Below are 23,585 nucleotides of genomic sequence, written 5' to 3'. Positions count from 1 at the left end.
GATCGTGATCCCGCGCGCCTTCTCCTCCGGCGCCTTGTCAATCTGGTCGTAGGCCGTGAACGTCGCCCCACCGCTCTCCGCCAGAACCTTCGTGATCGCTGCCGTCAGCGACGTCTTGCCGTGGTCAACGTGCCCAATCGTGCCAATGTTGCAGTGCGGCTTCGAACGCGAAAATTTTTCCTTGGCCATCGCTGTACGATCCTACGAAAGAGGCCGCGGCGCATCCCGCGCCGGATGAGTAGAGGACCTGCGCTCTCGATCGCTCTCGAATGCACCGGCCGTCGCCGCCCGCGCTGGGCCGGAACCCTGGGCGAAAAGCGCGGACCGCTTAGAGGCTCGCCGTCCTTTGATCAAGGGCCGTCGCATCCGGCCGGAGTCGCGCGCCCGCAAAAGGCGCTGCCTTTGCCGGACCGGAACCGGCTCCTCTTGGCGTGCAGCGACGCTCTTTCCGGCGAGACTGTGGCAGTTCGGGCATAGTGCCGTTCAGCGGCCAAGTTTAACTTGAGCGCCAAGCACACAGGACATTGCGGGCGACCCTACAGATGATGAAGAAGCTTCTCCTCGCGAGCGCCGCCTCGGCCCTCGTCGCGGGTGCGGCCTCCGCGGCCGACCTGCCGCGGCGCGCGCCTCCGCCGCCGGTGTTCACGGCCGTTCCGGTCTTCACCTGGACGGGCTTCTACGCCGGCACCCACACCTCCTACGGGATCACCGACAACGGCGCGATCCTCACCCGCGGCAATAACGGCCCCGGCGCCGGCGCGCTGATCGGCCCCGCCAACACCAACACCGTCGCGAACGTCGCCAGCGGCCGCCGCGTCGCTGCGTTCAGCACCGAGACCGACAAGATCGGCAAGATCGGCGGCGGCTTCGGCTACAACTACCAGTTCACGCCCGGCTCCGGCTTCGTCGTCGGCGTCGAGGCCTCCTGGACCTGGACCGACCTGACCCGCGGCCGCAGCTACATCAGCCCGCTCAACGACGTCAGCACCTACCGCCAGAGCCTCGACTGGCTCGGCCTCGTCACCGGCCGCGTCGGCTACGCCTTCGACCGCGTGCTGGTCTACGGCCTCGGCGGCTTCGCCTACGGCAACGTCACCTACGATGCGAGCTTCCGCGGCAACGGCGCCGGCTTCCCGCTCGCCTATGCCGGCCGCTACAGCGACCTCGAGACCGGCTTCGCCTATGGCGGCGGCATCGAGTACGCCGTTCCGACCGACAGCTTCCTGAACTTCCTCAGCGTCGGCAAGTATCTCGGCATCAAGTCCGAGGCCGTGACCCTGAAGGCCGAGTACGTCCGCTACGACCTCGGCAGCCGCAACGTGCTGGTGAACAGCGTCAACCCGGCCACGGGCGCGACCTTCACCGCCGCGACCGGCTCCTACACCTCGCGCTTCAACACCGAGGGCCACCTGATCCGCGCCGGCTTCAACTACAAGTTCGGCGGCTTCTAGGATCCTGCCAAGGCTGGGCCTTAGAGCGCTCTCCGCCGAAGTGGACACCGGTTCGGCGGAGAGCGCTTCAAAATCACGAGCTTAGAGCCGTTCCTGATTGCAACGCGATCGGGAACGGCTCCAGGTCCGGATCTTCTGGGGCGGGTGCCGGTGACGGCGCCCGCCCTTTTTCCATCGCTTCACCGAGTCCGGAGCGCTTGAGGTTCCAACCGGCAGAGGCCGGGCTCCATGGACGTGCGGCAGCACCCGTCCCGCGTAGCGGAGCGAGTGCTGCGAGAAAAACCCGAAAGGTATCGGTTCAGGCCCGGACCGCGACGCGGGCGGTTCGGCGGGCCGGCAGGGGCGCCCCGGCTTCCGGCCGGGCGGCCGGCCGCAGCAGGTCGCCGAGCGCCTGGAAGCCTTCGCCCGCCCCCTGCCCTGCCCGGATGCCGAAGCCCAGCGCGAAGGACCGGCCGAGCCCCTCGTCGCGCTCCAGGCCGAAACGGTCGAGGGCGGCGAAGAACGCCTCGCGGAACAGGCTCGGGCGGCACCAGCGCTTCTCGGCCATCTGCAACGGCCAGTCCCACAGGTCCTCGTCGCGCCGCGCGTCGAGGACGCCGCGGCCGATGAAGTAGCCGTTGCGGTGCTCGAGCCCGTCCTCGCACAGGGCCCAGTCGTCGTTCCGGAATGTCGGGGCCGCGCAGGTGTCGATCATGGCCATCCTCGCCTCCTGCCGGGTCCGCGCGTCGCTTCCGGACGCTTCGCCTCGGCTGGAACATTCAAGGAACACTGGCCCGGATCGGGATTCCCGTCAAGCATTTCGTTCTTGGTGCGTTCGCAGGCCGGTGGAAGCCGGCCGGCCCGTCACCGCCGACGGAAGAGCGGGTGCTCCACGCGGTCGCCCGGGCGCAGGCCGAGCTTTGCGGCGGTGCCGGCATTCAGCTCCAGCACGGCGAGGACCGGCTCGCCCGAGGGGATGATCGCGGTCGAGAGCGGCTCGGTATCAGCCGCGATCCGGGCGACCGTGCCGTCGGCGCGGATGAAGAGCATGTCGAGGGACAGGTAGGTGTTCTTCATCCACATCGAGACCGGCTCGACCTGCTCGAAGTCGAACAGCATGCCGTGATCGGCGGCCATGCTGCGCCGGTACATCAAGCCGCGGGAGCGGTCGGCGTCGTTGCGCATCACCTCCACCGCGAAGCGGTGAGACCCAGATTTCCCCTGGATGGTGAGCGGCTCGGTTCGCGCGCTCTCCTGCGCCGAGGCGGGAGCAGCGATCCAGGCGGACGCGGGCACGACGGCGCCGAGCGCGAGGACGAGGGGCGCGAGCGCCCGGAGGGTACGCGACACAGGCGGGAACCTTCAGTGGGAGGACGGGAGCGTCCCGTCGGGCAAACGGACCTCCGCCGCCATGGCTCCCTTCGAGCCGTCGCCGTAGCGCACGAGGACCGTCTCGCCGGGCTTCAACTCGGCGATGCCGTAGCGGCGCAGGGTCTCCATGTGCACGAAGATGTCGGGCGTGCCGTCGCCGCGCGTCAGGAAGCCGAAGCCGCGCAGGCGGTTAAACCACTTCACCACAGCCTGCTCCAGGCCGCTCGTCGGCACCACGCTGACATGGGTGCGCGGCATCGGCAGTTCGGAGGGGTGGATCGCGCTCGACGCGTCGAGGGAGATGACCCGGAAGGCCTGCCAGCCGCGGGCGCGCTGCACCGCCTCGACGACGATGCGGGCGCCCTCGTTGGCGCTCTGGTAGCCGTCCCGGCGCAGGCAGGTGATGTGGAGGAGGACGTCCGGCGCACCGTCGTCCGGCACGATGAAGCCGAACCCCTTGCCCACGTCGAACCACTTGATGTGGCCGGCAACCTCGATGAGGTCGAGGGCCGGCTCCACGGGGTCTCGATGGATCGTGCCGCTGACGTCCTCCGCCGACCTGGGGCCCCCCGACCCGGATCCGAATTCATCAGACATCACGATAAGCAACCCACACCGAATCGCATGCTGCGCTTCCCGGACAGGATTAACGAAGTCCTGATTCCGCGGAAGCCCATTTGACCGGCAAGAGGCCCGGTTGCGGTGCAACGTCGCCAGCGGCGGCAGACCTGCAACAGCCCGTCCGGGGGAGGCGTGATCCGGCCCAGGTGTGTGATCGGCGACGGGTTTTCGGATCACAGCCCGGCTCGCGGAGGGCGCAATTCGATCGTGTTCACGTTTACGGGAGCGGCAGTCGGCCGCGACTCCGGTGGCCTTGGAGGCGCCCGGCCGGCTATGGGCTGCCCATGATCTCCGCAGATCCCTCCGCATCTCGCACGCAGGCTCCTCCCGCATCCGAAGGCGGCGGCCCGGCGCGCCGCCTGCCGGTCATCGACGCGGCCCGTGCCGCCGCGCTCCTGGCGATGGCGGCCTATCACGCCACCTGGGATCTCGGCTTCCTGCGCCTGAGCCCGGAGAACTACGCCCTGAGCGGCTTGGGCCGCGCCGCGGCCCACGTGATCGCCGGCAGCTTCCTGGTCCTCGTCGGGATCGGCCTCGTCCTGATGAACGGGCGCGGCATCCGGCCCCGCCCGACCCTGTTCCGCCTGCTCCGCATCGCCCTGGCAGCCGCCGCGATCACCGCTGCGACATGGGTCGCCTTCCCGGACAGCTTCATCTTCTTCGGCATCCTGCACTGCATCGCCGTCGCGAGCGTGCTCGGCCTGCCCTTCCTGTTCCTGCCGGCCTGGGCGAGCGCGGCCTGCGCCATCCTCGTGCTCGCCGCGCCGCATCTCGTCCGGGCGGAGGTCCTCGACGCGCCGGCGCTGCTCTTCCTGGGGCTCGGCGCGGGCACGCCGCGCACCAACGACTATGTGCCGCTCTTCCCCTGGTTCGGGATGGTGCTCGCCGGGATCGCCGCCGGGCGGCTCGGGCTTACGCGGCTCGCACGCTCGCGCCTTGGGCGCTGGCAGCCGCGCAGCCGGCTCGGGCGCGCCGCGACCTTCGCCGGGCGGCACAGCCTCGCGATCTACCTCGTCCACCAGCCGGTGCTGCTCGGCCTGCTCTCGGGGGGCGCGATGCTCACGGGCCCGCATCCCCGGGCGGGCGAGGCGGGCTTCCGGGCGGAATACGTGCAGAATTGCCGGCGCACCGGCGGCGAGGCGCGCTCCTGCCGGGTGGCGGCGCGCTGCACGATGGAGCGCCTGCGCGGCGAGGATCTCTGGCGCGCGGACGGCGGATTCACGCCGGAGCAGCGGCTGCGGGCGCAGGGTCTGTCGCAGGCCTGCTACGAGGCCGCGGAGGGCACGCGGGCGGCTCCGTGAGCGCCCGCGCGCCGGTCTCGCATCAGTCCTTGGCGCGCTCGACGTAGGAGCCGTCGGCCGTCATGACCACGACCCGGGTGCCGGCGGCGATGTGCGGCGGCACGGTGGTGCGGACGCCGTTCGAGAGCACGGCCGGCTTGTAGGACGAGGAGGCGGTCTGGCCCTTCAGCACCGGCTCGGTCTCGGCGACTTCCAGGACCACGCGCTGGGGCAGCTCGATCGTCAGCGGCGTGCTGTTGTGGGTCGAGAGCATCACGGCCATGCCCTCCTGCAGGTAGGGGGCGGAATCGCCGATCACGTCCTCGGGCACCGCGACCTGCTCGTAGTTCTCGGGGTTCATGAAGTGGAACCCCTCGCCGTCCTGGTAGAGGAAGGTGTGCTCGCGATCCTCCACGAACGCGCGCTCGACCTGCTCGGTGGTGCGGTAGCGCTCCGACACCTTCACGCCGTCGGTGATGCGGCGCATGTCGAGCTGCGTCACCGGCGTGCCCTTGCCGGGATGGATGTTCTCGGCGAACAGGATGACGTAGAGCTTGCCGTCCTTCTCGACGACGTTGCCCTTGCGGAGCGTTGAGGCGATCACCTTCACGGGATAGGTCCTGAATTTGACAAGGCGGGGCGCGCGCGCCAAGCGCGGTCGAGCCCTGCGGGAGCCACGGCTGGCCCCGCCACTATCCTATCCGCGGTCCCGTTGCCAGCCGCCGGGTCGAAACCGTGCCGACAGACGCAGACTCCCCCTGGTGGGCGCCCGCCCGCCACGCCGACCGCCGCCCGGGCCTCCTCGCGCGCAACCGGATCACGGCCGCGCTGCGCGCGCATCTCGCGGCCTCCGGCTTCGTCGAGGCGGAGACCGCCTGCCTGCAGGTCTCCCCCGGCAACGAGGCGCATCTCTCGGCCTTCGGCACCGAGGCGATCGGGCCGGATGGCGCGCGCCGCCCGCTCTACCTGCACACCTCGCCGGAATTCGCCTGCAAGACGCTGCTCGCGGCCGGCGAGACGCGCCTGTTCAGCCTCGCGCGGGTGTTCCGCAACCGCGAGCGCGGACCGCTGCACCATCCCGAGTTCACGATGCTCGAATGGTACCGGGCGGGCGAGCCCTATACGGCACTGATGGACGATTGCGCCGACCTCATGCGGCTCGCCGCGGAGACGGCCGGGGCGAGCCGCCTCGTCTGGCGCGGGCGCGAATGCGACCCCTTCGCCGAGCCGGAGCGGCTGAGCGTGGCCGAGGCGGTCTCGCGCCATGCCGAGATCGACCTCCTCGCCACGGTCTCCAGCGACGGCGAGACCGACCGGGATGCGCTCGCCGAGGCGGTCGCCCGCACGGACCTCCGCGTCGCGCCCGACGATACCTGGGCCGACCTGTTCAGCCGCATCCTCGTGGCGAAGGTCGAGCCGATGCTCGGGCTCGGCCGTCCGACCATCCTGTGCGAATACCCGGTGAGCGAGGCGGCGCTCGCCCGCCCGAGCCCGGCCGATCCGCGCGTCGCCGAGCGCTTCGAGCTCTATGCCTGCGGGGTGGAGCTGGCGAACGCCTTCGGCGAGCTGACCGATCCGGCCGAGCAGCGCCGCCGCTTCGAGGCCGAGATGGCGGAGAAGGCCCGCATCTACGGCGAGACCTACCCGATCGACGACGAATTCTTGCGCGCATTGGCGATGATGCCCGAGGCGTCGGGCTGCGCGCTCGGCTTCGACCGGCTGGTGATGCTGGCCATCGGCGCGCGCCGCATCGAGGACGTGCTGTGGACGCCGGTGGCCGGATGAACCGCCCCCTGCGAACCCTCGCCGAGCTGGCCGAAGCCGGCCTCGTGGCGCCCGAGGATCTGGCGGGTCTCGAGGCCGTGACGTCGCGCTACGCCGTCTCGCTCACCCCCGACATGGCCGAGCTGATCGACGCCGCCGATCCCGGCGATCCGATCGCGCGCCAGTTCGTGCCGACGCCCGAGGAGATCGTCACCGCGCTCGAGGAGCGGGCCGACCCGATCGGCGACGGCGCGCACGCTCCCCTGCCCGGCATCGTCCACCGCTATCCGGACCGGGTTCTGCTGAAGCCGCTCCATATCTGCCCGGTCTATTGCCGCTTCTGCTTCCGCCGCGAGATGGTCGGCCCGGACGGGCTCGGCTCCATCAGCGAGGCCGAGCTCGACGCGGCGCTCGCCTATATCGCGGGCGATCCCGGCATCTGGGAGGTGATCCTCACCGGCGGCGATCCGTTCGCCCTCTCGCCGCGGCGGCTCAGCGCCATCGCGTCGCGGCTGGCGGAGATCCCGCATGTCCGCGTCCTCCGGCTCCATACCCGGGTGCCGGTGGTGAGCCCGGCCCTCGTGACCGACGACCTCGTTCGCAGCCTCAAGCGGTTCGGGCGGGCGGTCTTCGTGGCGCTGCACGCCAACCACGCGCGGGAATTCACGCAGGCCGCGCAAGGCGCGGTGGCGCGGCTCGTCGATGCCGGCATCCCGATGGTCAGCCAGTCGGTGCTGCTGCGCGGCGTCAACGACGACCCGGCGAGCCTGGAGGCGCTGATGCGGGCCTTCGTGGAGAACCGGATCAAGCCCTACTACCTGCACCACGGCGACCTCGCCCCCGGCACCGGCCATCTGCGCTCGGATCTCGGCGCGGGCCAGGCCCTGATGCGGCACCTGCGCGGGCACCTCTCCGGCCTCGCGCAGCCCCTCTACGTCCTCGACATCCCCGGCGGCCACGGCAAGGTGCCGGTCGGCCCGGCCTATCTGCGCGAGACCGCGGAGGGTATGCGGGTGACCGATCCACGGGGTGGGGAGCATCCCTACCCGCCGAAGGAGTGACGCCATGCGCAGGCTCTGGGGCCGCCTGAATTCGGTGAACGTGCAGAAGGCCGTCTGGGCGCTCGACGAGGCGGGGCTGCCCTACGAGCGCGTCGAGGCCGGCGGCGCCCACGGCGTCGTGGACGAGCCGGCCTATCGCCGGCTCAACCCGAACGGGCTGGTTCCGACCCTGGAGGAGGACGATTTCGTCCTCTGGGAATCGAACGCGATCCTGCGTCACCTTGCCCGGCGCGGCGGCCCGCTCGCCGTCCCCTCGGATCCGCGCGCGGCGGCGCAGGTCGACCAGTGGCTCGACTGGCAGGCGACGAGCTTCACCCCGGCAATGCGCGACGCCTTCTGGCATCTCTACCGCGTGCCGGAGGCACGGCGCGACCACGCCGCCGTCCACGCCTCCCTTACCCGCACCGAACCGCTCGCGGCGATCCTCGACGCCCATCTGAGGGGCCGCGATTTCGCGGTGGGCGAGGCCTTCTCCATCGCCGACATCGCGCTTGCCTGCGCCGCCCATCGCTGGCTCAACATGCCCGCCGAGCGGGTCGCGCGGCCGGACATGGCGCGCTGGCTCGACGGTCTGGCGCGCCGTCCGGGAGCGGCCCGGGCGCTCGGCGAGCCGATCGCTTGAGGCCGACACACTGGGCCGCGATTTGACAACGCCGACCTGCTGAACCACTTCTCGCCCCGCGCCGGGCACCGCTTCGACGGGTCGCCCAGCCGCGCCATCTACTCCCGCCCGCCGATCCGACCCGCCGCGGTGGACTCCGTCGAGAGGCTGATCCGTTCATGAAAGTCGTCGTCGTCGAGTCGCCGGCCAAGGCCAAGACGATCAACAAGTATCTCGGTCGGGACTACGAGGTGATCGCGTCCTTCGGCCATATCCGCGATCTGCCGGCCAAGGATGGCTCGGTCGATCCGGAAGCCGACTTCCAGATGGTTTGGGAGCTGGAGGATCGCGGCTCGAAGCGCGTCTCGGAGATCGCCAAGGCGGTCAAGGGCGCCGAGAAGCTGATTCTCGCGACCGACCCCGATCGCGAGGGCGAGGCGATCTCCTGGCACGTGCTGGAGGCTCTGGCCGCCCGCAAGGTGCTCAAGGGCATTCCCGTCGAGCGCGTGACCTTCAACGCCATCACCAAGGCCTCCGTCGAGCAGGCGATGCGCAAGCCGCGCGAGATCGACCAGGCCCTGGTCGACGCCTATCTGGCGCGGCGGGCGCTCGACTACCTCGTCGGCTTCAACCTCTCGCCGGTCCTGTGGCGCAAGCTCCCCGGCGCCCGCTCGGCGGGCCGGGTGCAGTCGGTGGCGCTCCGCCTCGTCACCGAGCGCGAGTACGAGATCGAGACCTTCCGCCCGCGCGAGTACTGGTCGATCGTCGCGACGCTGGCGACGCAGGCCGGCGGCGTGTTCGATGCCCGGCTGGTGGGCGCCGACGGCAAGCGCATCCAGCGTCTCGATGTCGGCACCGGCGACGAGGCCGCCGCCTTCAAGCGCGACCTGGAGCTCGCCACCTTCCGCGTGAAGAGCGTCGAGGCGAAGCCCGCCAAGCGCCACCCGCAGCCGCCCTTCACCACCTCGACCCTGCAGCAGGAGGCCTCGCGCAAGCTCGGCATGGCGCCCGCGCAGACCATGCGGGTCGCCCAGCGCCTCTACGAGGGCGTCGATATCGGCGGCGAGACAGTCGGCATCATCACCTATATGCGGACCGACGGCGTCGACATGGCGCCCGAAGCCATCCGCGACGCGCGCTCCGTGATCGGCCGCGAGTTCGGCGACGCCTACGTGCCCGACGTGCCGCGCCGCTACGCGACGAAAGCCAAGAACGCGCAGGAGGCCCACGAGGCCGTGCGCCCGACCGACATGGGCCGCCTGCCCAAGCACATCGCCCGGAACCTCGAGCCGGAGCAGGCCAAGCTCTACGAGCTGATCTGGACCCGCACCGTGGCGAGCCAGATGGAATCGGCCGAGCTGGAGCGGACCACCGTCGATGTCGAGGCGAGCGTCGGCCCGCGGCGGCTCGACCTGCGCGCAACCGGCCAGGTCGTGAAGTTCGACGGCTTCCTCACCCTCTACCAAGAGGGCAAGGACGACGAGGAGGACGAGGAGGGCAAGCGCCTGCCGCCGATGAAGGCGGACGATCCCCTCACCCGCGAGCGCATCGCCGCAACCCAGCATTTCACCGAGCCGCCGCCGCGCTATTCCGAGGCGAGCCTCGTGAAGCGCATGGAGGAGCTCGGCATCGGCCGGCCCTCGACCTATGCCGCCGTGCTGCAGACGCTGCGCGACCGCGAATACGTGCGCATCGAGAAGAAGCGCCTCGTGCCCGAGGACAAGGGGCGGCTGGTCACCGGCTTCCTGGAGAGCTTCTTCAAGCGCTACGTCGAGTACGATTTCACCGCCGACCTCGAGGAGCAACTCGACCGGGTCTCGAATGCCGAGATCGACTGGCGCTCGGTGCTGCGCGACTTCTGGCGCGACTTCTCCGCTGCCATCGGCTCGACCAAGGAGCTGCGCGTCACCGACGTGCTGGAGGCGCTGAACGGGCTCCTCGGCGCCCATATCTTCCCGGACAAGGGCGACGGCTCGAACCCGCGTTCCTGCCCGACCTGCGGCTCGGGCCAGCTCTCGCTCAAGCTCGGCAAGTTCGGCGCCTTCGTCGGCTGCTCGAACTATCCGGAGTGCAAGTACACCCGCCAGCTCTCGGCCTCGGGCGTTGAGGGCGAGGGTGACGGCTCCTCGGCCGAGGGCGGGCAGCCGGGCGTCCGGGTACTCGGCAACGACCCGGCCACGGGCCTGCCGGTGACGCTGCGCGACGGCCGCTTCGGGCCCTTCGTGCAACTCGGCGAGGTATCGGCCGAGAAGGGCGCGGAGAAGCCGAAGCGCTCCTCGCTGCCGAAGGGGCTGGCGCCGTCCGCCCTCGACCTGGAGAAGGCTCTCCGCCTGCTGGCGCTGCCCCGCGAGGTGACGCGGCATCCCGAGACCGGCGAGCCGATCATGGCCAGCCTCGGCCGCTTCGGGCCCTACGTGCAGCACGGCAAGACCTACGCGAATCTCGGCAAGGACGACGACGTGCTGGAGATCGGCGCCAACCGCGCCATCGACCTCATCGTCGCCAAGGAGCAGGGCGGCGGCCGGGCGCGCCCCGCCTCCGATCCTGGCCGCTCCGTCGGCAAGGACGAGGGCGGCCGGGAGCTGGTGGTGAAGGCCGGCCGCTACGGCCCCTACGTCACCGACGGCGAGGTCAACGCCACGCTGCCGAAGACGGCGAGCGCCGAATCCCTGACCCTGGAGGAGGCGATCCGCCTCGTCACGGCCAAGCGCGAGGCGGGCGGTGGCAAGAGCGCGGGCCGCGGCCGGCGCACCGCGGCGGCCAAGCCCGCCGCCAAGAAGGCCGCGGCGACTAAATCCACCGCAAGCAAGGCCCCCGCGAAGAAGCCGGCAGCCAAGAAGACGACGAAGAGCGCCGCGAAGGGCAGTTGAGCGGATCGGCTGCCGCGCATCCCTCTCCCCGCCGGGCGGGGAGAGGCCTGCCTGCACCCTGTCGTGCAGGCAGGAAGCGCAGGCGAAGCCGCAGCGGCGGTGAGGATGCGCAGCTGTCAGTTCCGCTCAACGCGAAACGGTCTCAAACGAAGTAGGTCAGCGTCGCTGCCACTGCCGTCGCAGCCGTCGCGGCCGCGATCGTCGTCGGATGCAACAGGATCGAGCGGCGCACGCTGCCGATGGGGGCTTCGGGCCATCCGAAGGCCTCGCCGGCGGCACGCTCGGCGCGGAGGAGGCTGGCATGGCGGCTATAGGCGTCCGGCTTCGACATGGGCTCCGCCTCCCTCAGCAATTCTTTCGGCCCGCCTCCGACCAGCCCTCGCAGTCCTGCTACGGCGAAGCTTCGGCCGAGAATAACGTGCGAACCCTCCTCGCGGTTCCCGCCCATGCGCGCGGCAGCACCCGTCCGGTCCATTCTGCCGCACCACGCGGCAGCGGACGGACATGCTTCGGCCTTTCCCGGCGCGCCCTATGATCCGAGGGCGATCGGCGCATTGCCCGCCCGCAGGTTCCCCTCGCCCGAGTTCCCCGCCGTGTCCTCTCGCCTCTCGCGCGCTTGCCTCTGCCTTCTGCTGCTCTCCGCCGTTCCGGCTCAGGCCGAGCCGAGCGTCTCGCCGGCCGTCCGCCGCTGGATCGCGACCGTCGTCACCCGGATCGGCGAGGCCGGGCAATCCTCGACCCCGGCCCGGGCCGGCACGGTGGAGATCCGGCTCCGCGTGGCCGCCGACGGCTCGCTGCGCGATGTCGCGATCGAGCGCGGCTCCGGCTCAGCCGAACTCGATGCGCGCATCCTCGCCGCGGCGCGGGCGGCCGCGCCGTTCGGGCCGCCGCCGCGCGCCCTGCTGACCGAGGACGGCACGACGGAGCTGAGCTTTCCCGTCCATCTGTCCAGCAAGCGCTGAACGAGCAGGGTCGGCGTAATGATAGTGATGTGACGTGGTGCCCGGTCGCGGACCGCACCGGCCCTAGGCCGGCAGGCCGTTGCGGGCTTCAGCGGCCTGCTCGGCGGCGACCAGGACGTCGAGGGCGCGCCACGGCTTCGGCAGGAAGGTGGCAGCGGGCGGCAGATGATCGACCCGGTCTCCGGGCGCGCCGGACGTCACCACCACCTTGATCCAGGGCCAGCGCGAGCTGACCGCCCGGGCGAGATCGACACCGTCGAGGAAGCAGGGAATCCGGATGTCGGTGAAGACCAGCACGACCTCCTCGGCATGCTGCTTGAGGTGGTGCAGCGCCTCCTCGCCGCTCTCGGCCTCGACCACCCGAAGCTCCGTCTCCTCGAGGATCGCGGCAGCCAGATCCCGAACCGCACGATCGTCCTCGACCACGAGGATGCTCCGCTCACACAATGCTTGACCCATCGACACGCCTCCCTCGAATCCGATCGCACGGCCACGAGGGAGGATCCTCGCACCTTGCACCAGGGTGATCGTCAGGCGCCGGCCGAGCGGGAGCCTGAACTCTCACACCACCGACGCAAGGCAGCAGGGGACCCGTGAGATCTCACCGCGTGAGACCGAGCCGGTTCACTCCACGAAACCGTCGAGTCCGTTCGGCAATCCTGGCCTCGGACACGCCATGACGCATCCGCTTTTCACGTACGCTACTAACAGCGCCTGTCCGGCATGGTTTCGGCGGATTGTCGATTTTCTGAGCCGGCTGCAGCCTCGGTGGGATTAAAGGGCCGGCTCGCGCCCGCCGTGATCGCGGGTGGCGCATGCGCCTCTGTCTCGTCGCCTTCGCACGCGCCTTGCTATAGGAGCGGTGCGGGCGACGCGGCTCGGGACCGTGGGGGTGAGCCGTCCGGCTCACCGGGACAGGGAGCCGAATGGCGAGCGCGGATGCCGATCCGGCCCCGGTTTCGACCGGCGCCGGCGGCCTCGCCTCCGCCGGACCGGGAGCAGGGATGACGGCGAGCGAGGAACCGGTCCTGATCCTGGCGCCGGCCGGCGGGGACGCCGCATTCACCGCAGCGATCCTCGCAGAGGAGCGCGTGGCCGCGCGCATCTGCCACTCGCTCGCCGAGGTGGTGGCGGAGCTCGACGGCGCCTCGTGCACCATCCTCACCGAGGAGGCGCTGCTCGCCGAGGACCGGCAGGTCCTCTCCGACTGGATCGCGCGCCAGCCGCCCTGGTCGGATTTCCCCTTCATCCTGCTGACGCTGCGCGGGACGCGGCCCGATCCGCGCCTCACCGAGGCGCTGGGCAATGTCAGCCTGATCGAGCGTCCGTTCCATCCGGCGACCCTGATCACGGCGGTGCGCTTCGCCCTGCGCGGACGCCGCCGGCAGCGCCAGGCCAAGGCCTATCTGGAGGAGCGCGAGCGCACGGCCGAGCGGCAGAGCCTGCAGATCCGCGAGCTGCATCACCGCGTGAAGAACACGCTGGCCACGGTGCAGGGCCTGCTCGGCGCCTCCGCGCGCTCGGCCACGAGCATCGACGATTTCTACGCGGCCTTCTCGGCGCGGATCATCTCGCTCGCCAAGACCCATAACCTCCTGACCGAGGATTACTGGCAGCAGGCCCAGCTCCGCGAGATGCTGGAGAACGAGCTTGGCCCCTACAACGACGCCGACGGGACGCGCGTCCGCCTCGACGGGCCGCGGATCGAACTGGTCGCGGATCTCGCCGTCCCGACCGGCATGGCGATCCACGAGCTGACCACGAACGCCGCCAAGCACGGCGCGCTCTCCGCGCCGCAGGGGCGGATCGCCGTGACCTGGGACGTCCGCCGCAGCGATGCGAGCCGCGTCCTGCTGCTCGACTGGACGGAGACGGGCGGCCCGCCCGTGCTGCCGCCCACGCGCAAGGGCTTCGGCTCGACCTTGCTGGAGCGGGTGCTGAAGGTGCAGTGCGAGGCGAACATCACCTTCGAGTACAGGCCCGAGGGCCTGCACTTCCACATGGAGGCGCCGATCCCGAGCACGCGGGCGGTGCCTCCGTACTGACCGCGGGCCGGCCTCAGGCGGTCTGCGCCTGCATCCCCGGGACGGCTGCCAGGAGACTCCGGGTGTAGGGGTGCTCCGGCTGCCGGAACAGGTCGGCAGTGCGGCGCGTCTCGACGATCTCGCCGCCGCGCATCACCGCGATGCGGTCGCAGATGGTCGCGGCGACGCGCAGGTCGTGGGTGATGAACAGCATGGCGATCCCGAGCCGGTTCTTGAGGTCTTCCAAGAGCTCGAGGACCTGCGCCTGGACCGAGACGTCGAGCGCCGAGACCGCCTCGTCGGCGACCAGCACGTCGGGCTCCATGGCGAGCGCGCGGGCGATGCCGATGCGCTGGCGCTGGCCGCCCGAGAAGGCGTTCGGGTAGCGCTCGGCGGCGCTCGGTTGCAGGCCGACGAGTTCGAGCAGCTCGCGCGCGCGCGCGCGGGCCAGCCGGGCCGGCGTGCCGTGGGCGATCGGCCCCGCCGTGATGATCTGCTCCACCGTCCGCCGGGGATTGAGGGAGGCGAAGGGATCCTGGAAGATCATCTGGATCCGCCGCCGCTCCGCCCGCAGCGCGGCAGGCCCGAGGGTGGTGAAGTCGAGGGTGCCGAGGCGGACCGTGCCGAGATCCGGCTCGATCAGGCGGATGGCGAGCCGCGCCGTCGTCGACTTGCCCGATCCCGATTCCCCGACGAGGCCGAGGGTCTCGCCGCGGCGCAGGTCGAAGGCCACCTCCTTCACCGCCGCGACGACCCGGGGCTTGCCCATCAGGCCGGTGCGCGTGGTGTAGGTCTTGGTCAGCCCGACCGCCTGGAGCGCGATGGGCTGTCCGTCGAGCGGCGCGCGCTCGGGCGGGGCGAGGCTCGGCACCGCCGCAAGCAGAGCCTTGGTGTAGGGATGCTGCGGGTTCCTCAGCACCGCCTCGGCGGTCCCGGCCTCCACGAGCGTGCCGCGCTGGAGCACGGCGACGTGGTCGGCGATGTCGGCCACCACGCCGAAATCGTGAGTGATGAACATCACGCTCATGCCGCGCCGCTGCTGAAGCTCGCGGATCAGCTTGAGGATCTGGGCCTGGGTGGTGACGTCGAGGGCGGTGGTCGGCTCGTCGGCGACGAGCACCGAGGGCTCGAGCGCCAGCGCCATCGCGATCATCGCCCGCTGGCGCTGGCCGCCCGAGAGCTGGTGCGGATAGGCGCGCACGATCTGCTCGGGCTCGGGCAGCCCGACCTCGCGGGCGAGCGCCACCGCCCGCGCCCGCCGCTCGGCCGGCGTGAGGAGGTTGTGGGCCTCGAACATCTCGGCGATCTGGTCGCCGATGCGCATGACCGGGTTCAGGGCCGTCATCGGCTCCTGGAAGATCATGGCGATGCGCCGGCCGCGGAGCTGACGCCAGCCGCGCTCGTCGAGGGCGAGCAGGTCCTGGCCCTCGAACTCGATGCGGCCGCCCGCGACCCGCAGCACCCGCGGCAGCAGGCCGGTGAGCGCGTAGGCGCTCATCGACTTGCCCGAGCCCGACTCGCCGACGACGCAGAGGATCTTCCCCGGCAAGAGGTCGAGGGAGAGATCCTCGACGGCGTGCGGCCGGTCCGCGCCCTTGGGCAGCGCGAGGCAGAGGTTGCGGATGCGGACGACGGGCTCGGACATGCTCTTAAGCTCCCCTTCAGTCGTTCCGGCTCGCCCGGCGGGCGACCACCGCCGGCCCCGTCTCGCCGAGATCCCAGAACAGGCCGGCCATCAGCTCCAGCGCCTCGCGGGTCGAGGGCCCGAGCAGGTGCTCGTCGGGCGCGTGCTGCGAGCAGGCCGGGTAGGAGTGCGGCACCCACAGGGTCGGCAGGCCGAGGATCTCCGAGAAGGCGTCGTTCGGCAGCGAGCCGCCGAGATTCGGCAGCAGCGCCGGGCGCTTGGCCGTGGTCGCCTCGATGGAGGCGAGCGCCCAGCCGACCCAGGGGTCCTCCACCGGCAGGCGCGTCGCGCGGAACATCTCGGCGCGGCAGGCCCGCACCTCGACCATCGGGAAGCCGTTGGCGTCGAGATGGGCCCGGATCGCCGGCAGCAGGCCCTGCCAGTCGGTGCCGACGACGAAGCGCAGCTGCAGCGTCGCCTTGGCCGAGGGCGGCACCGCGTTGAGCGGGCCCTCGGGATCGCCGCACTTGAAGGCGAGGACTTCGAGGGCGTTCCAGCCGAACACCCGCTCGGCCGGGCTCAGGCCCGGCTCGCCCCAGTCGGCGTCGATCTTCGGCGCGTTCGGGTCACCGCCCACCGTGATGTCGCCGAGGGCCGCGCGCACGCCCTCGGGGATCGGCGGCGGGCGCAGGGCGTCGACGAGGATCCGGCCGCGCCCGTCGACCATGCTCGCGATGGCGCTCGCCAGCACGGTGCCGGGGTTGCGCAGGAGGCCGCCCCAGTTGCCGGAATGGTGGCCGCCCTCGCGCAGATCGACCACCAGCTCGAAATTGTAGCCGCCGCGCGAGCCGAGGAAGACGGTGGGACGCTCGGCATTCACCCGCGGCCCGTCCGAGGCGATCAGCACGTCGGCGGCGAGGGCGGCGCCCTCCGCCCGGCAGACGTCGCGCAGGCCCGGCGAGCCCGATTCCTCGCCCGTCTCGATGAGGAGCTTGGCGTTGAAGCCGAGCGTGCCGCCGCGGGCCCGCATCACGGCTTCCAGCGCGCCGAGATTGATGACGTGCTGGCCCTTGTTGTCGGCGGTGCCGCGGCCGTACCAGCGCTCGCCCTCGACCACGATGCGGAGCGGGTCGAGGCCGGTGCGCCACTGCTCGGGATAGTTCCGCACGGTGTCGCCGTGGCCGTACATCAGCACGGTGGGCAGGTCGTCGCCCTCGTGCCGCTCGGCGATCAGGAAGGGTCCGTGGATCCCGTCCGGGTTGTCGACGATCCGGCTGGTGAAGCCGAGCCGCGCGATCAGCGGCTCGATGAAGTCGGTCAGGTAGGCGGTGAGCGCGGGCACCTGGCCGGGGGCCTGGCACTCGGTGGGCCGCCCGACCGCGTCCTTAAGGACCGCGAGGAAGCTGCCGTCGTCGAAATGGCCCGCCGCGAGGGCGACCGCGTCGTGTCTGGACATGGTGGGGCTCGGGGTTCCTACGGGGATCAGTTGCGGCCCTCGGGGGCCGTGACGTCGCGCACGCCGTCGCCGAGGAGGTTGATGGCCAGCACGAGGACGAGGAGGGCGACGCCGGGAATGGTGATCACCCAGGGCTGGAAGAACATGTACGGCTTGCCCTCGGCGATCATCAGCCCCCAGGAGGGCAGCGGCGGCTGCACGCCGAGGCCGAGGAAGGAGAGCGCGGCCTCGAGCAGGATGGCGTGAGCCATCTCCAGCGTCGCCACCACGATCAGCGCATTCAGGATGTTCGGCAGGATCTCCTGGAACAGGATCCGCGCCGTGCCGAAGCCCGAGGCTCGGGCCGCGGCCACGAAGTCCTGGCCGCGGATCTGCCGGGTCGCCGCGCGGGTCACCACCGCGAAACGGTCCCAGAGCAGCAGGCCGAGCACCAGCACCACCACCTTGAGCGAGCCGCCGACCAGCGAGGCCATGGCGAGGGCCACCAGCACCACCGGCATGGCGAGCCGCGTGGTGACGACGTAGCTCACCAGCGCATCGACCCGGCCGCCGAAATAGCCGGCGACGATGCCGAGCGTGGTGCCGATCGCGCCCGAGATCAGCGCCGCCGAGAGGCCGATCAGCAGCGAGATCTGGCTGCCGTAGATCAGGCGGCTGAGATAGTCGCGGCCGAGCTTGTCCGTGCCGAGCACGTGCTCCCAGCTTCCCTTGGCGTGCCAGACCGGCGGGATCAGCCGGCGGGACACGTCCTGGGCGTAGGGGTCGTGCGGCGCGATCAGCGGGGCGGCGAGCGCCGCGAGGACGATCAGGCCGAGCACGGAGGCGCCGATCAGGAAGCCACCATGGGTGAGGCCGCGCCGCAGCGCGATCATCGTGGGCGAGCGGGCCGGGGCGAGCTTGCTCGCCTCGGTGACGGGCTGCGCCAGGACCGGGGCGGTCGCGAGGCCGGGAGCGGCCGGGGGGAGTGTCGGCTGGAGGCTCATGAGCGCAGGCGGGGATCGAGGAGGGCGTTGAGCAGGTCCGCCGCCAGCGTCAGGGCGATGTAGATCATCGCCAGGACCAGCACGATGGCCTGGACCACGGGGAAGTCGTTGCGGGCGATGGATTCCCAGGCGAGCTGCCCGAGCCCCTGGAGGGAGAACACCGCCTCGATCACGATGGAGCCGCCGAGCATGAAGCCGAACTGCACGGCGGCGAGCGCGATCACCGGGATCACCGCGTTGCGGAGCGCGTGGCGGATCAGGACCTTGCGCGGCGGCAGGCCCTTGGCGCGGGCGGTGCGGACGTAGTCCGAGGCCAGCACCTCCAGCATGCCGTTGCGGGTCAACCGCATCACGGCGGGCATGGCGTAGTAGCCGAGCGCCACCGCGGGCAGCACGAAGTGCTTCCAGGTGGCGTTGCCCGAGACCGGCAGCCAGCGCAGGTTCACCGCGAAGACCATGATCAGGGTGAGCCCGAACCAGAAGCTCGGCATCGCCTGGCCGAGCACGGAGACGGCGAGCGCCAGCCGGTCGATCCAGGTGTCGCGGCGGACGGCCGCGAGCACGCCGAGGGGGATCGCCACGAAGAGCGCGACGCAGAGCGCCACCACGCCCAGCGTGAGCGTGACGGGCAGGCGTGCCAGGATCAGGTCGGAGACCCGCTCGCGGAAGTAGAACGAGTTGCCGAAATCGAGCTGGAGCGCCTTGCCGGCCCAGGCGAGGAACTGGGCCAGGAGCGGCTGGTCCAGCCCGTGCTGCACGCGGATCGCGGCGATCTGCTCGCCGGTGGCCTCGGGCCCGGCGATGGCGGTGGCGAGATCCCCTGACAGGTGGAGGAGCATGAAGCTCGCCACCGAGACGGTCACCGCCACCGCGAGCGCCACGAGAATGCGCCGGAGCGCGAAGCTCAGCATGGCGGCCTCACTTCCAGGAGGCGGCGTAGAAGCGCGGCACCTCGTCGGGCTGCGCGGTGAAGTTCAGGTCCTGCGTGAAGGCGTAGTTCGACGGGTAGGAGAACATCGGCAGCGCGTAGGCCTCGGCCGCGATGCGCTTCAGCGCCTCGTTGTACTTCGCCTTGCGCGCCTCCGGGTCGATGCCGGTATCGCCGGCCTGGAGCGCCGCGATCACCTGCGGATCCTTGGCCAAATCCTCCTCGCCGCCACGGAAATAGACGCCCGTGAAGGCCGAGACGTCGTTGATCGAGAACGAGCCCCAGGTCTGGAAACCGATCGAGACCTTGCCGGCCCGCAGCGCGTCGCGGAAGGCGGCGTAGCGCAGGTAGTTGAGCCGCGCCTTGATGCCGACCGCGCGCAGGTAGCCGATCACCGCCTCGGCATAGTCGCGCTCGCGATAGGCGGCGAGGTCGATGTCGAACCCGTCCGGGTAGCCCGCCTCCTTGAGGAGCGCCTTGGCCTTGGCCGGATCGTAGGCGTAGCGCGTCACGCCGGTGTCGACGCAGCCGACCTGGCCGATGAAGCAGGCCGCGTTCATCACCCGCGAGCCGCCGCGCACGATGTTGTCGACCATCGCCTTCCGGTCGATCGCATAGGAGATCGCCTGCCGCACGCGCGGATCCTTGAGGGGCGACTTCTCCATCGCCCGGCCTAGGGCGTCGAATTGCAGGAAGCCGACGCGCATGGTCTCGGCCGAGAGCACGGTGATGCCCGGCGCGCTCTTCAACTGGTCGGCTTGGTCGCTCGGCACGCGCCAGATCCAGTCGATGCCGCCGGTGACGAGCTCGGCCATGCGGCTGTCGCCGTCCGGGATGACGCGGAACTCGACCTTGCCGATCTTCGGCTTCGCGATCGGGCTGCTGGTCCAGTACTGCTCGAAGCGGGCGAGCTTCACGCCCCGGCCGCTGTCCACGCTGACGATCTTGTAGGGGCCGGTGCCGACCGGGGCCTTGGCGAAGCCGTCGAGCCCCACCTTCTTGAAGTAGGCGGCCGGGAAGATCGGGGTCGGGCCGGCGAGGTATTCGAGCGCGGCCGGGAACGGCGCCTTGAGGTGGATGCGCACCGTGTGCGGGCCGGTCACCTCGGTCGACTTCATCCAGTCGACATTGCCCTTGGTGACCGTGCGGGCCTCCGGCGTCAGCACGTAGTTGAAGGTGAAGGCCACGTCCTCGGGCGAGAACGCGTCGCCGTTGTGGAAGGTCACACCCTCCCGAATCGTCAGGTCCAGGGTGACGGGATCGATCCATGTCCAGGCGGTCGCCAGCATCGGCTTGTATTCGCCGCTGTCCGGGTCGCGGTAGATCAGCGTGTCCCAGGCGTTGCGGGCGAGGATGACGCCCTCGCGCGCGCTGTTGTGGTAGGGGCTGACGTTCTCCGGCTCGCTGTCGGAGGCATAGATCAGGGTGTCGTTGGCCTTGCCGGCAAGGGCGGGCAGCGCCGTCGCGGTGAGGAGCAGGGCCGCAAGCGTCTGTCTCAGCATGTCCGTTCGACCTCCGAGGCGCGGCCGCGCCTGAACCCCCTGGTTCCGCTCATGCCGCTTTTTTCGCCTTGCCAGGATGTTGTGCAGAAACGATCGCAACAAGTAGAATTTGGCGATCCCATCATTGCCGTTTCGGCAAGGCAATCCGGCGAAGCGATGCATGCAGACCACCAGCCTGCGTTATTTCCTGGCCGTCGCCCGCACAGGCTCGATCGCGGCGGCCTCCGCGCAGCTGAACGTCGCCGCCTCGGCGATCAGCCGGCAGATCGCCAATCTCGAGGCCATGCTCGACTGCGTTCTCTTTGAACGCCGGCCGCGCGGCATGGTGCCCAGCCCTGCGGGCGAGTTGCTGGCCCAGCACGCTCACCACGTGCTGCTGCGGGCCGATCAGGTCGCCGCCGAGATCCGCGAATTGCAGGGCCTCGCCCGGGGGCTGATCCGGATCGCCTGCTCGGAGGGCTTCGCGCTCGACCTCGTGCCGAACGTCATCGCGGATTTCCACGCCCGCTATCCGGGGATCCGCTTCGAGGTGACCATGCTGCCGCCCGCGCAGGTGACGCAGGTCGTGGCCGCCGGAGAGGCCGATATCGGCGTCACCTTCTCGATGGCCTCGACGGTGCCCGTCGCGGTCGCCTACGAGGCGCAGGTCGAGATGATCGGCGTGTGCGCGCCGGACCATCCGCTCGTCGGAGCGCCCCTGATCCAGCTCGCGGACCTGACCGCCTATCCGCTCGCGCTCCCCACCCGGGACACCACGGCCCGGCTCGTCTTCGAGGCGGCGTGCTTCGCCGAGAACGTCACGGTCGAGCCGGTGCTCACCTCGAACATCCTCTCGGCGCTCCTGCCCTTCGTGCGGCGCACGAAGGGTCTCGCGCTGATGTCGGCGCTGTCCGTGCAGACGCCGGTGCGCCTGGGCGAGCTGGTCCAGATCCCGGTGCGGGCGCGGAGCAGCCTGATGCGCGGCATCCAGGTCCAGACCATGCGCGACCGGCGCCTGCCGCACGCGGTGCAGGCCTTCCTGCGCGACCTGATCGCCGCGCTGCCAACCGTGGAGCGGCGGCTCGACGGCGGGGGCTGACGTGGTCTCGGCCGATCAGGCCTCGGAACCGGCGAGCATCGGCAGGAGCGCGAGGCGCAGCGCCTCCATCTGCGCCTCCGTCTCGGCGCGGACCCGGCCCGCATCCGGCTCGAGCAGGGCGCGCAGGCGGGCGATCTCGGTGGCGAGGCGCGCGTTCTCGGCCTCCAGCAGGGCGACCTTCTCCTCGGCGATCCGCGCGCGGGCCAGCGCCTCGTTGCGCTCCTGTTCCCGGACCTGGATCCGATCGCGCCACATCCGCGTCGCAACGGATTCCGACTCGCCGTGCATGGTCGCCTCCCGCAGCGAAGTGATAGCGCCCTCCCGATAGCACGGCTCGGCCGCTTGGCGGCGACCGGCCGGCCGCGCCGGACTCGGCCTTCGAATCGTACCGATTTCCGCACGGGATCGCCACGGAAGTGGCGAAATCTTCACCCGACCGTTGTCTCCTGGGACTTGTGATTCTCAGGCAGGGCTGAGCCCGGTCGCGGAGCGGTCGCGCGCAGTCCGAGGGGGGACCAGAACGGCACCGATCCGACCTGCGCGCCGCGGCGCCTCCCCGGGAGGCTCGCGGCCGGCGAGGACACCGGACGCCGTTCCCGACGTTGTATTCGCCGGACCCCAGGTTCCGGAACATGGTGTCGGCACCCGGTGGTGCCAGCGGAGAGGGGCCGATGGCGGCATTCACGGCCAGTCTTATCGCGGCGGGGGCGGTCCTCAGCCTCCTGACGCGCGTGCACGGCCTCATCCTGGTCCTGGCCGGCCTCGTCGTGGCCATCCTGTCCGCCGCCGTGCTGAGCCCGGCGCTCGGCACCGGCTACGGCCTGTCGCTGACGCTCGTCGTCGCCGTGATCGCCCTACAAGTGGGCTACGGCCTCGGCGTCATCCTGCGTGCCGTCCTCGGTCGCCGCGCCGACGAGCGCGCGGAGCGGGATCAGCCCGCGGCCTATGTGGAGGCGCCCGAGGCGATGCCGCAGCGCCTGCGCCGCTCTCACGACGGCGGGCCGTTGAACCACCCCTGAAGCATCGCGTACTGCACGATCTTCGCCCGGCTGCGGATGTCGAGCTTCTCGCTCGCCCGGCTCTTGTAGGTCTCGATGGACTTGGCGGTGACGCCGAGCTTGCCTGCGACCTCCTTGTTGGTGAAGCCGAGGGCGATCAGGCGGAACACCTCGCGCTCGCGCTCGGTCAGCGGGATCGCTCCGCGCGGCCCGCGCAGGCTGATCCGGCTCGACGTGCTGGCGCCCCCGGTGACGATGTGCGCGGCCACCGTCGGATCGAGATAGAGGCCGCCGCCGCGCACGGCGTCGAGGGCCTGGAGCAGGCATTCCGGCGCCGAGCGCTTCAGGACGTAGCCGCGCACGCCGGCCGCCACCGTCTCGCGCACGAAATTGCTGTCCTCGTAGCCGCTGAAGATGATCACCCGGGTCTCGGGCGAGGCCGCGTGGATCTGGCGCAGGATCGAGAGCCCGTGCATGCCGGGCATCGCGATGTCGAGGAGGGCGATGTCGGGCCGGACGGCCGCGATCAGGCGTAGCGCTTCGGGCCCGGAGGCCGCCTCCTGCACGATCTCGTATCCGGCGACGTTCGCGACGATGGCCCGAACGCCGCGGAGGCACATGGGATGGTTGTCGGCAATCAGAAGCTTCAGGGATGTGTCGATAGCAGCTGACATCGCCCGCACGACTCCGATTCGAGTTGCAAACCGCTTCAAGCCTTTGATGTGTCTAAAAATTCATCGGGAGATGGAACTATTTAATCAAATCACCCGAATTTGCCGCCTACTTGACCACTCTAAGTAATTCTTCGTTCATCATTGTGATAACACATTTTCACCAGTGATCAAATCGTCATTGTGCAGTGCACGTTGCGTGAATTTTTTCCTTACAGACCGATTCATGCTCAGAACGCCCTGGAGAACGCAATCCGGGGACTGCTCCAGCGCCGGGCTCGATTGATGAGTGCGGTGGCGCACGCGGAATGCAGCCGGCTCATTCCCGCAGCGCACAAGGCTGCGGACGGCTCAAGGCTAA

Annotated in this window: 24 protein-coding genes; 10 read left to right on the top strand and 14 right to left on the bottom strand. The window is 70.5% G+C overall.

What is annotated here, in order from left to right:
• Positions 1-189 (bottom strand): GTP-binding protein (locus MTDSW087_RS11510; RefSeq protein WP_244948381.1); only part of this gene is annotated, 189 nt, incomplete at its 3' end.
• Between the two features lie 353 nt (positions 190-542).
• Here MTDSW087_RS11510 and MTDSW087_RS11505 point away from each other — a divergent pair.
• Positions 543-1,451 carry an outer membrane protein gene (locus MTDSW087_RS11505; protein ID WP_144763901.1) on the top strand — a complete coding sequence of 303 codons (909 nt, stop codon included), beginning with the start codon at positions 543-545 and terminating at the stop codon, positions 1,449-1,451.
• A 298-nt stretch (positions 1,452-1,749) separates the two neighbouring features.
• Here MTDSW087_RS11505 and MTDSW087_RS11500 read toward each other — a convergent pair whose 3' ends face one another.
• The 3 genes from MTDSW087_RS11500 to MTDSW087_RS11490 form a co-directional block, all read right to left on the bottom strand.
• Positions 1,750-2,151 (bottom strand): hypothetical protein, encoded by a 402-nt coding sequence (locus tag MTDSW087_RS11500; protein WP_186383813.1) that lies wholly within the window; start codon positions 2,149-2,151, stop codon positions 1,750-1,752.
• Between the two features lie 143 nt (positions 2,152-2,294).
• The gene (locus tag MTDSW087_RS11495) at positions 2,295-2,780 is read right to left on the bottom strand and encodes a DUF192 domain-containing protein (protein WP_144763900.1); all 486 of its coding nucleotides are present in this window, start codon (positions 2,778-2,780) and stop codon (positions 2,295-2,297) included.
• 12 nt (positions 2,781-2,792) lie between these two features.
• Positions 2,793-3,398: a cold-shock protein gene (locus MTDSW087_RS11490; protein WP_144763898.1), complete on the bottom strand. Its 606-nt coding sequence runs from the start codon at positions 3,396-3,398 to the stop codon at positions 2,793-2,795.
• Between the two features lie 308 nt (positions 3,399-3,706).
• Here MTDSW087_RS11490 and MTDSW087_RS11485 point away from each other — a divergent pair, with 308 nt between their 5' ends.
• Positions 3,707-4,723 (top strand): acetyltransferase domain-containing protein, encoded by a 1,017-nt coding sequence (locus tag MTDSW087_RS11485; protein WP_144763896.1) that lies wholly within the window; start codon positions 3,707-3,709, stop codon positions 4,721-4,723.
• 22 nt (positions 4,724-4,745) lie between these two features.
• On the opposite strand, the gene efp is transcribed toward MTDSW087_RS11485, so the two are convergent.
• Entirely contained in the window at positions 4,746-5,312 is a 567-nt protein-coding gene (gene efp / locus MTDSW087_RS11480; RefSeq protein WP_144763894.1) for an elongation factor P, read from the bottom strand.
• 125 nt (positions 5,313-5,437) lie between these two features.
• On the opposite strand from efp, the gene epmA reads away from it, so the two are divergent.
• The 4 genes from epmA to topA all read left to right on the top strand — a co-directional run bounded on the left by epmA (position 5,438) and on the right by topA (position 10,998).
• The gene (gene epmA / locus MTDSW087_RS11475) at positions 5,438-6,487 is read left to right on the top strand and encodes an EF-P lysine aminoacylase EpmA (protein ID WP_144763892.1); all 1,050 of its coding nucleotides are present in this window, start codon (positions 5,438-5,440) and stop codon (positions 6,485-6,487) included.
• Complete coding sequence (locus MTDSW087_RS11470) at positions 6,484-7,527, top strand: lysine-2,3-aminomutase-like protein (RefSeq protein ID WP_144763890.1); 1,044 nt, start codon at positions 6,484-6,486, stop codon at positions 7,525-7,527. The genes epmA and MTDSW087_RS11470 overlap by 4 nt, the downstream gene beginning before the upstream one ends.
• A gap of 4 nt (positions 7,528-7,531) precedes the next feature.
• Positions 7,532-8,149 (top strand): glutathione S-transferase family protein, encoded by a 618-nt coding sequence (locus MTDSW087_RS11465; protein ID WP_144763888.1) that lies wholly within the window; start codon positions 7,532-7,534, stop codon positions 8,147-8,149.
• A gap of 158 nt (positions 8,150-8,307) precedes the next feature.
• A complete protein-coding gene (gene topA, locus MTDSW087_RS11460; RefSeq protein ID WP_144763886.1) occupies positions 8,308-10,998 on the top strand; it encodes a type I DNA topoisomerase in 2,691 nt (896 codons plus the stop codon).
• Between the two features lie 142 nt (positions 10,999-11,140).
• On the opposite strand, the gene MTDSW087_RS11455 is transcribed toward topA, so the two are convergent.
• Positions 11,141-11,329 carry a hypothetical protein gene (locus tag MTDSW087_RS11455; RefSeq protein WP_144763884.1) on the bottom strand — a complete coding sequence of 63 codons (189 nt, stop codon included), beginning with the start codon at positions 11,327-11,329 and terminating at the stop codon, positions 11,141-11,143.
• A gap of 262 nt (positions 11,330-11,591) precedes the next feature.
• Here MTDSW087_RS11455 and MTDSW087_RS30110 point away from each other — a divergent pair, with 262 nt between their 5' ends.
• On the top strand, positions 11,592-11,960 hold the full coding sequence (locus tag MTDSW087_RS30110; RefSeq protein WP_186383812.1) for an energy transducer TonB: 369 nt from the start codon (positions 11,592-11,594) through the stop codon (positions 11,958-11,960).
• A 63-nt stretch (positions 11,961-12,023) separates the two neighbouring features.
• Here MTDSW087_RS30110 and MTDSW087_RS11445 read toward each other — a convergent pair whose 3' ends face one another.
• Positions 12,024-12,419: a response regulator gene (locus tag MTDSW087_RS11445; protein ID WP_144763880.1), complete on the bottom strand. Its 396-nt coding sequence runs from the start codon at positions 12,417-12,419 to the stop codon at positions 12,024-12,026.
• 545 nt (positions 12,420-12,964) lie between these two features.
• Between MTDSW087_RS11445 and MTDSW087_RS11440 the strand changes: the two genes are divergently transcribed.
• Positions 12,965-14,005, top strand: coding sequence for a sensor histidine kinase (locus MTDSW087_RS11440; RefSeq protein ID WP_144763878.1), 1,041 nt, complete (start codon positions 12,965-12,967; stop codon positions 14,003-14,005).
• A 13-nt stretch (positions 14,006-14,018) separates the two neighbouring features.
• Here MTDSW087_RS11440 and MTDSW087_RS11435 read toward each other — a convergent pair whose 3' ends face one another.
• The 5 genes from MTDSW087_RS11435 to MTDSW087_RS11415 are packed head-to-tail and all read right to left on the bottom strand — an operon-like array spanning position 14,019 to position 20,477.
• Positions 14,019-15,629: a dipeptide ABC transporter ATP-binding protein gene (locus MTDSW087_RS11435; RefSeq protein WP_144763875.1), complete on the bottom strand. Its 1,611-nt coding sequence runs from the start codon at positions 15,627-15,629 to the stop codon at positions 14,019-14,021.
• Between the two features lie 16 nt (positions 15,630-15,645).
• Positions 15,646-17,064 (bottom strand): M20 family metallopeptidase, encoded by a 1,419-nt coding sequence (locus MTDSW087_RS11430; protein WP_144763873.1) that lies wholly within the window; start codon positions 17,062-17,064, stop codon positions 15,646-15,648.
• 26 nt (positions 17,065-17,090) lie between these two features.
• The gene (locus MTDSW087_RS11425; RefSeq protein WP_144763871.1) at positions 17,091-18,047 is read right to left on the bottom strand and encodes an ABC transporter permease; all 957 of its coding nucleotides are present in this window, start codon (positions 18,045-18,047) and stop codon (positions 17,091-17,093) included.
• The gene (locus MTDSW087_RS11420; protein ID WP_144763869.1) at positions 18,044-18,958 is read right to left on the bottom strand and encodes an ABC transporter permease; all 915 of its coding nucleotides are present in this window, start codon (positions 18,956-18,958) and stop codon (positions 18,044-18,046) included. Before MTDSW087_RS11420 ends, MTDSW087_RS11425 begins: the two co-directional genes overlap by 4 nt.
• Before the next feature lie 7 nt (positions 18,959-18,965).
• Positions 18,966-20,477 (bottom strand): ABC transporter substrate-binding protein, encoded by a 1,512-nt coding sequence (locus tag MTDSW087_RS11415; protein WP_144763867.1) that lies wholly within the window; start codon positions 20,475-20,477, stop codon positions 18,966-18,968.
• Positions 20,478-20,637: 160 nt separating this feature from the next.
• Between MTDSW087_RS11415 and MTDSW087_RS11410 the strand changes: the two genes are divergently transcribed.
• Entirely contained in the window at positions 20,638-21,555 is a 918-nt protein-coding gene (locus MTDSW087_RS11410; protein ID WP_144763865.1) for a LysR family transcriptional regulator, read from the top strand.
• Between the two features lie 15 nt (positions 21,556-21,570).
• Here the strand turns inward: MTDSW087_RS11410 and MTDSW087_RS11405 are convergent, their stop codons facing one another.
• Positions 21,571-21,843 (bottom strand): hypothetical protein, encoded by a 273-nt coding sequence (locus tag MTDSW087_RS11405; RefSeq protein WP_144763863.1) that lies wholly within the window; start codon positions 21,841-21,843, stop codon positions 21,571-21,573.
• Positions 21,844-22,226: 383 nt separating this feature from the next.
• Between MTDSW087_RS11405 and MTDSW087_RS11400 the strand changes: the two genes are divergently transcribed.
• Complete coding sequence (locus MTDSW087_RS11400; protein ID WP_144763861.1) at positions 22,227-22,574, top strand: hypothetical protein; 348 nt, start codon at positions 22,227-22,229, stop codon at positions 22,572-22,574.
• Here the strand turns inward: MTDSW087_RS11400 and MTDSW087_RS11395 are convergent.
• Complete coding sequence (locus tag MTDSW087_RS11395) at positions 22,544-23,227, bottom strand: response regulator (protein ID WP_144763859.1); 684 nt, start codon at positions 23,225-23,227, stop codon at positions 22,544-22,546. The genes MTDSW087_RS11400 and MTDSW087_RS11395 overlap by 31 nt on opposite strands.
• Between the last annotated feature and the right edge of the window lie 358 nt (positions 23,228-23,585).

Origin of the sequence: Methylobacterium dankookense, assembly GCF_902141855.1 — a bacterium.
Taxonomy (GTDB): domain Bacteria; phylum Pseudomonadota; class Alphaproteobacteria; order Rhizobiales; family Beijerinckiaceae; genus Methylobacterium; species Methylobacterium dankookense.
The sequence above is the reverse complement of the archived record's forward strand: the minus strand, read 5'-3'. Positions and strand labels throughout refer to the sequence as shown.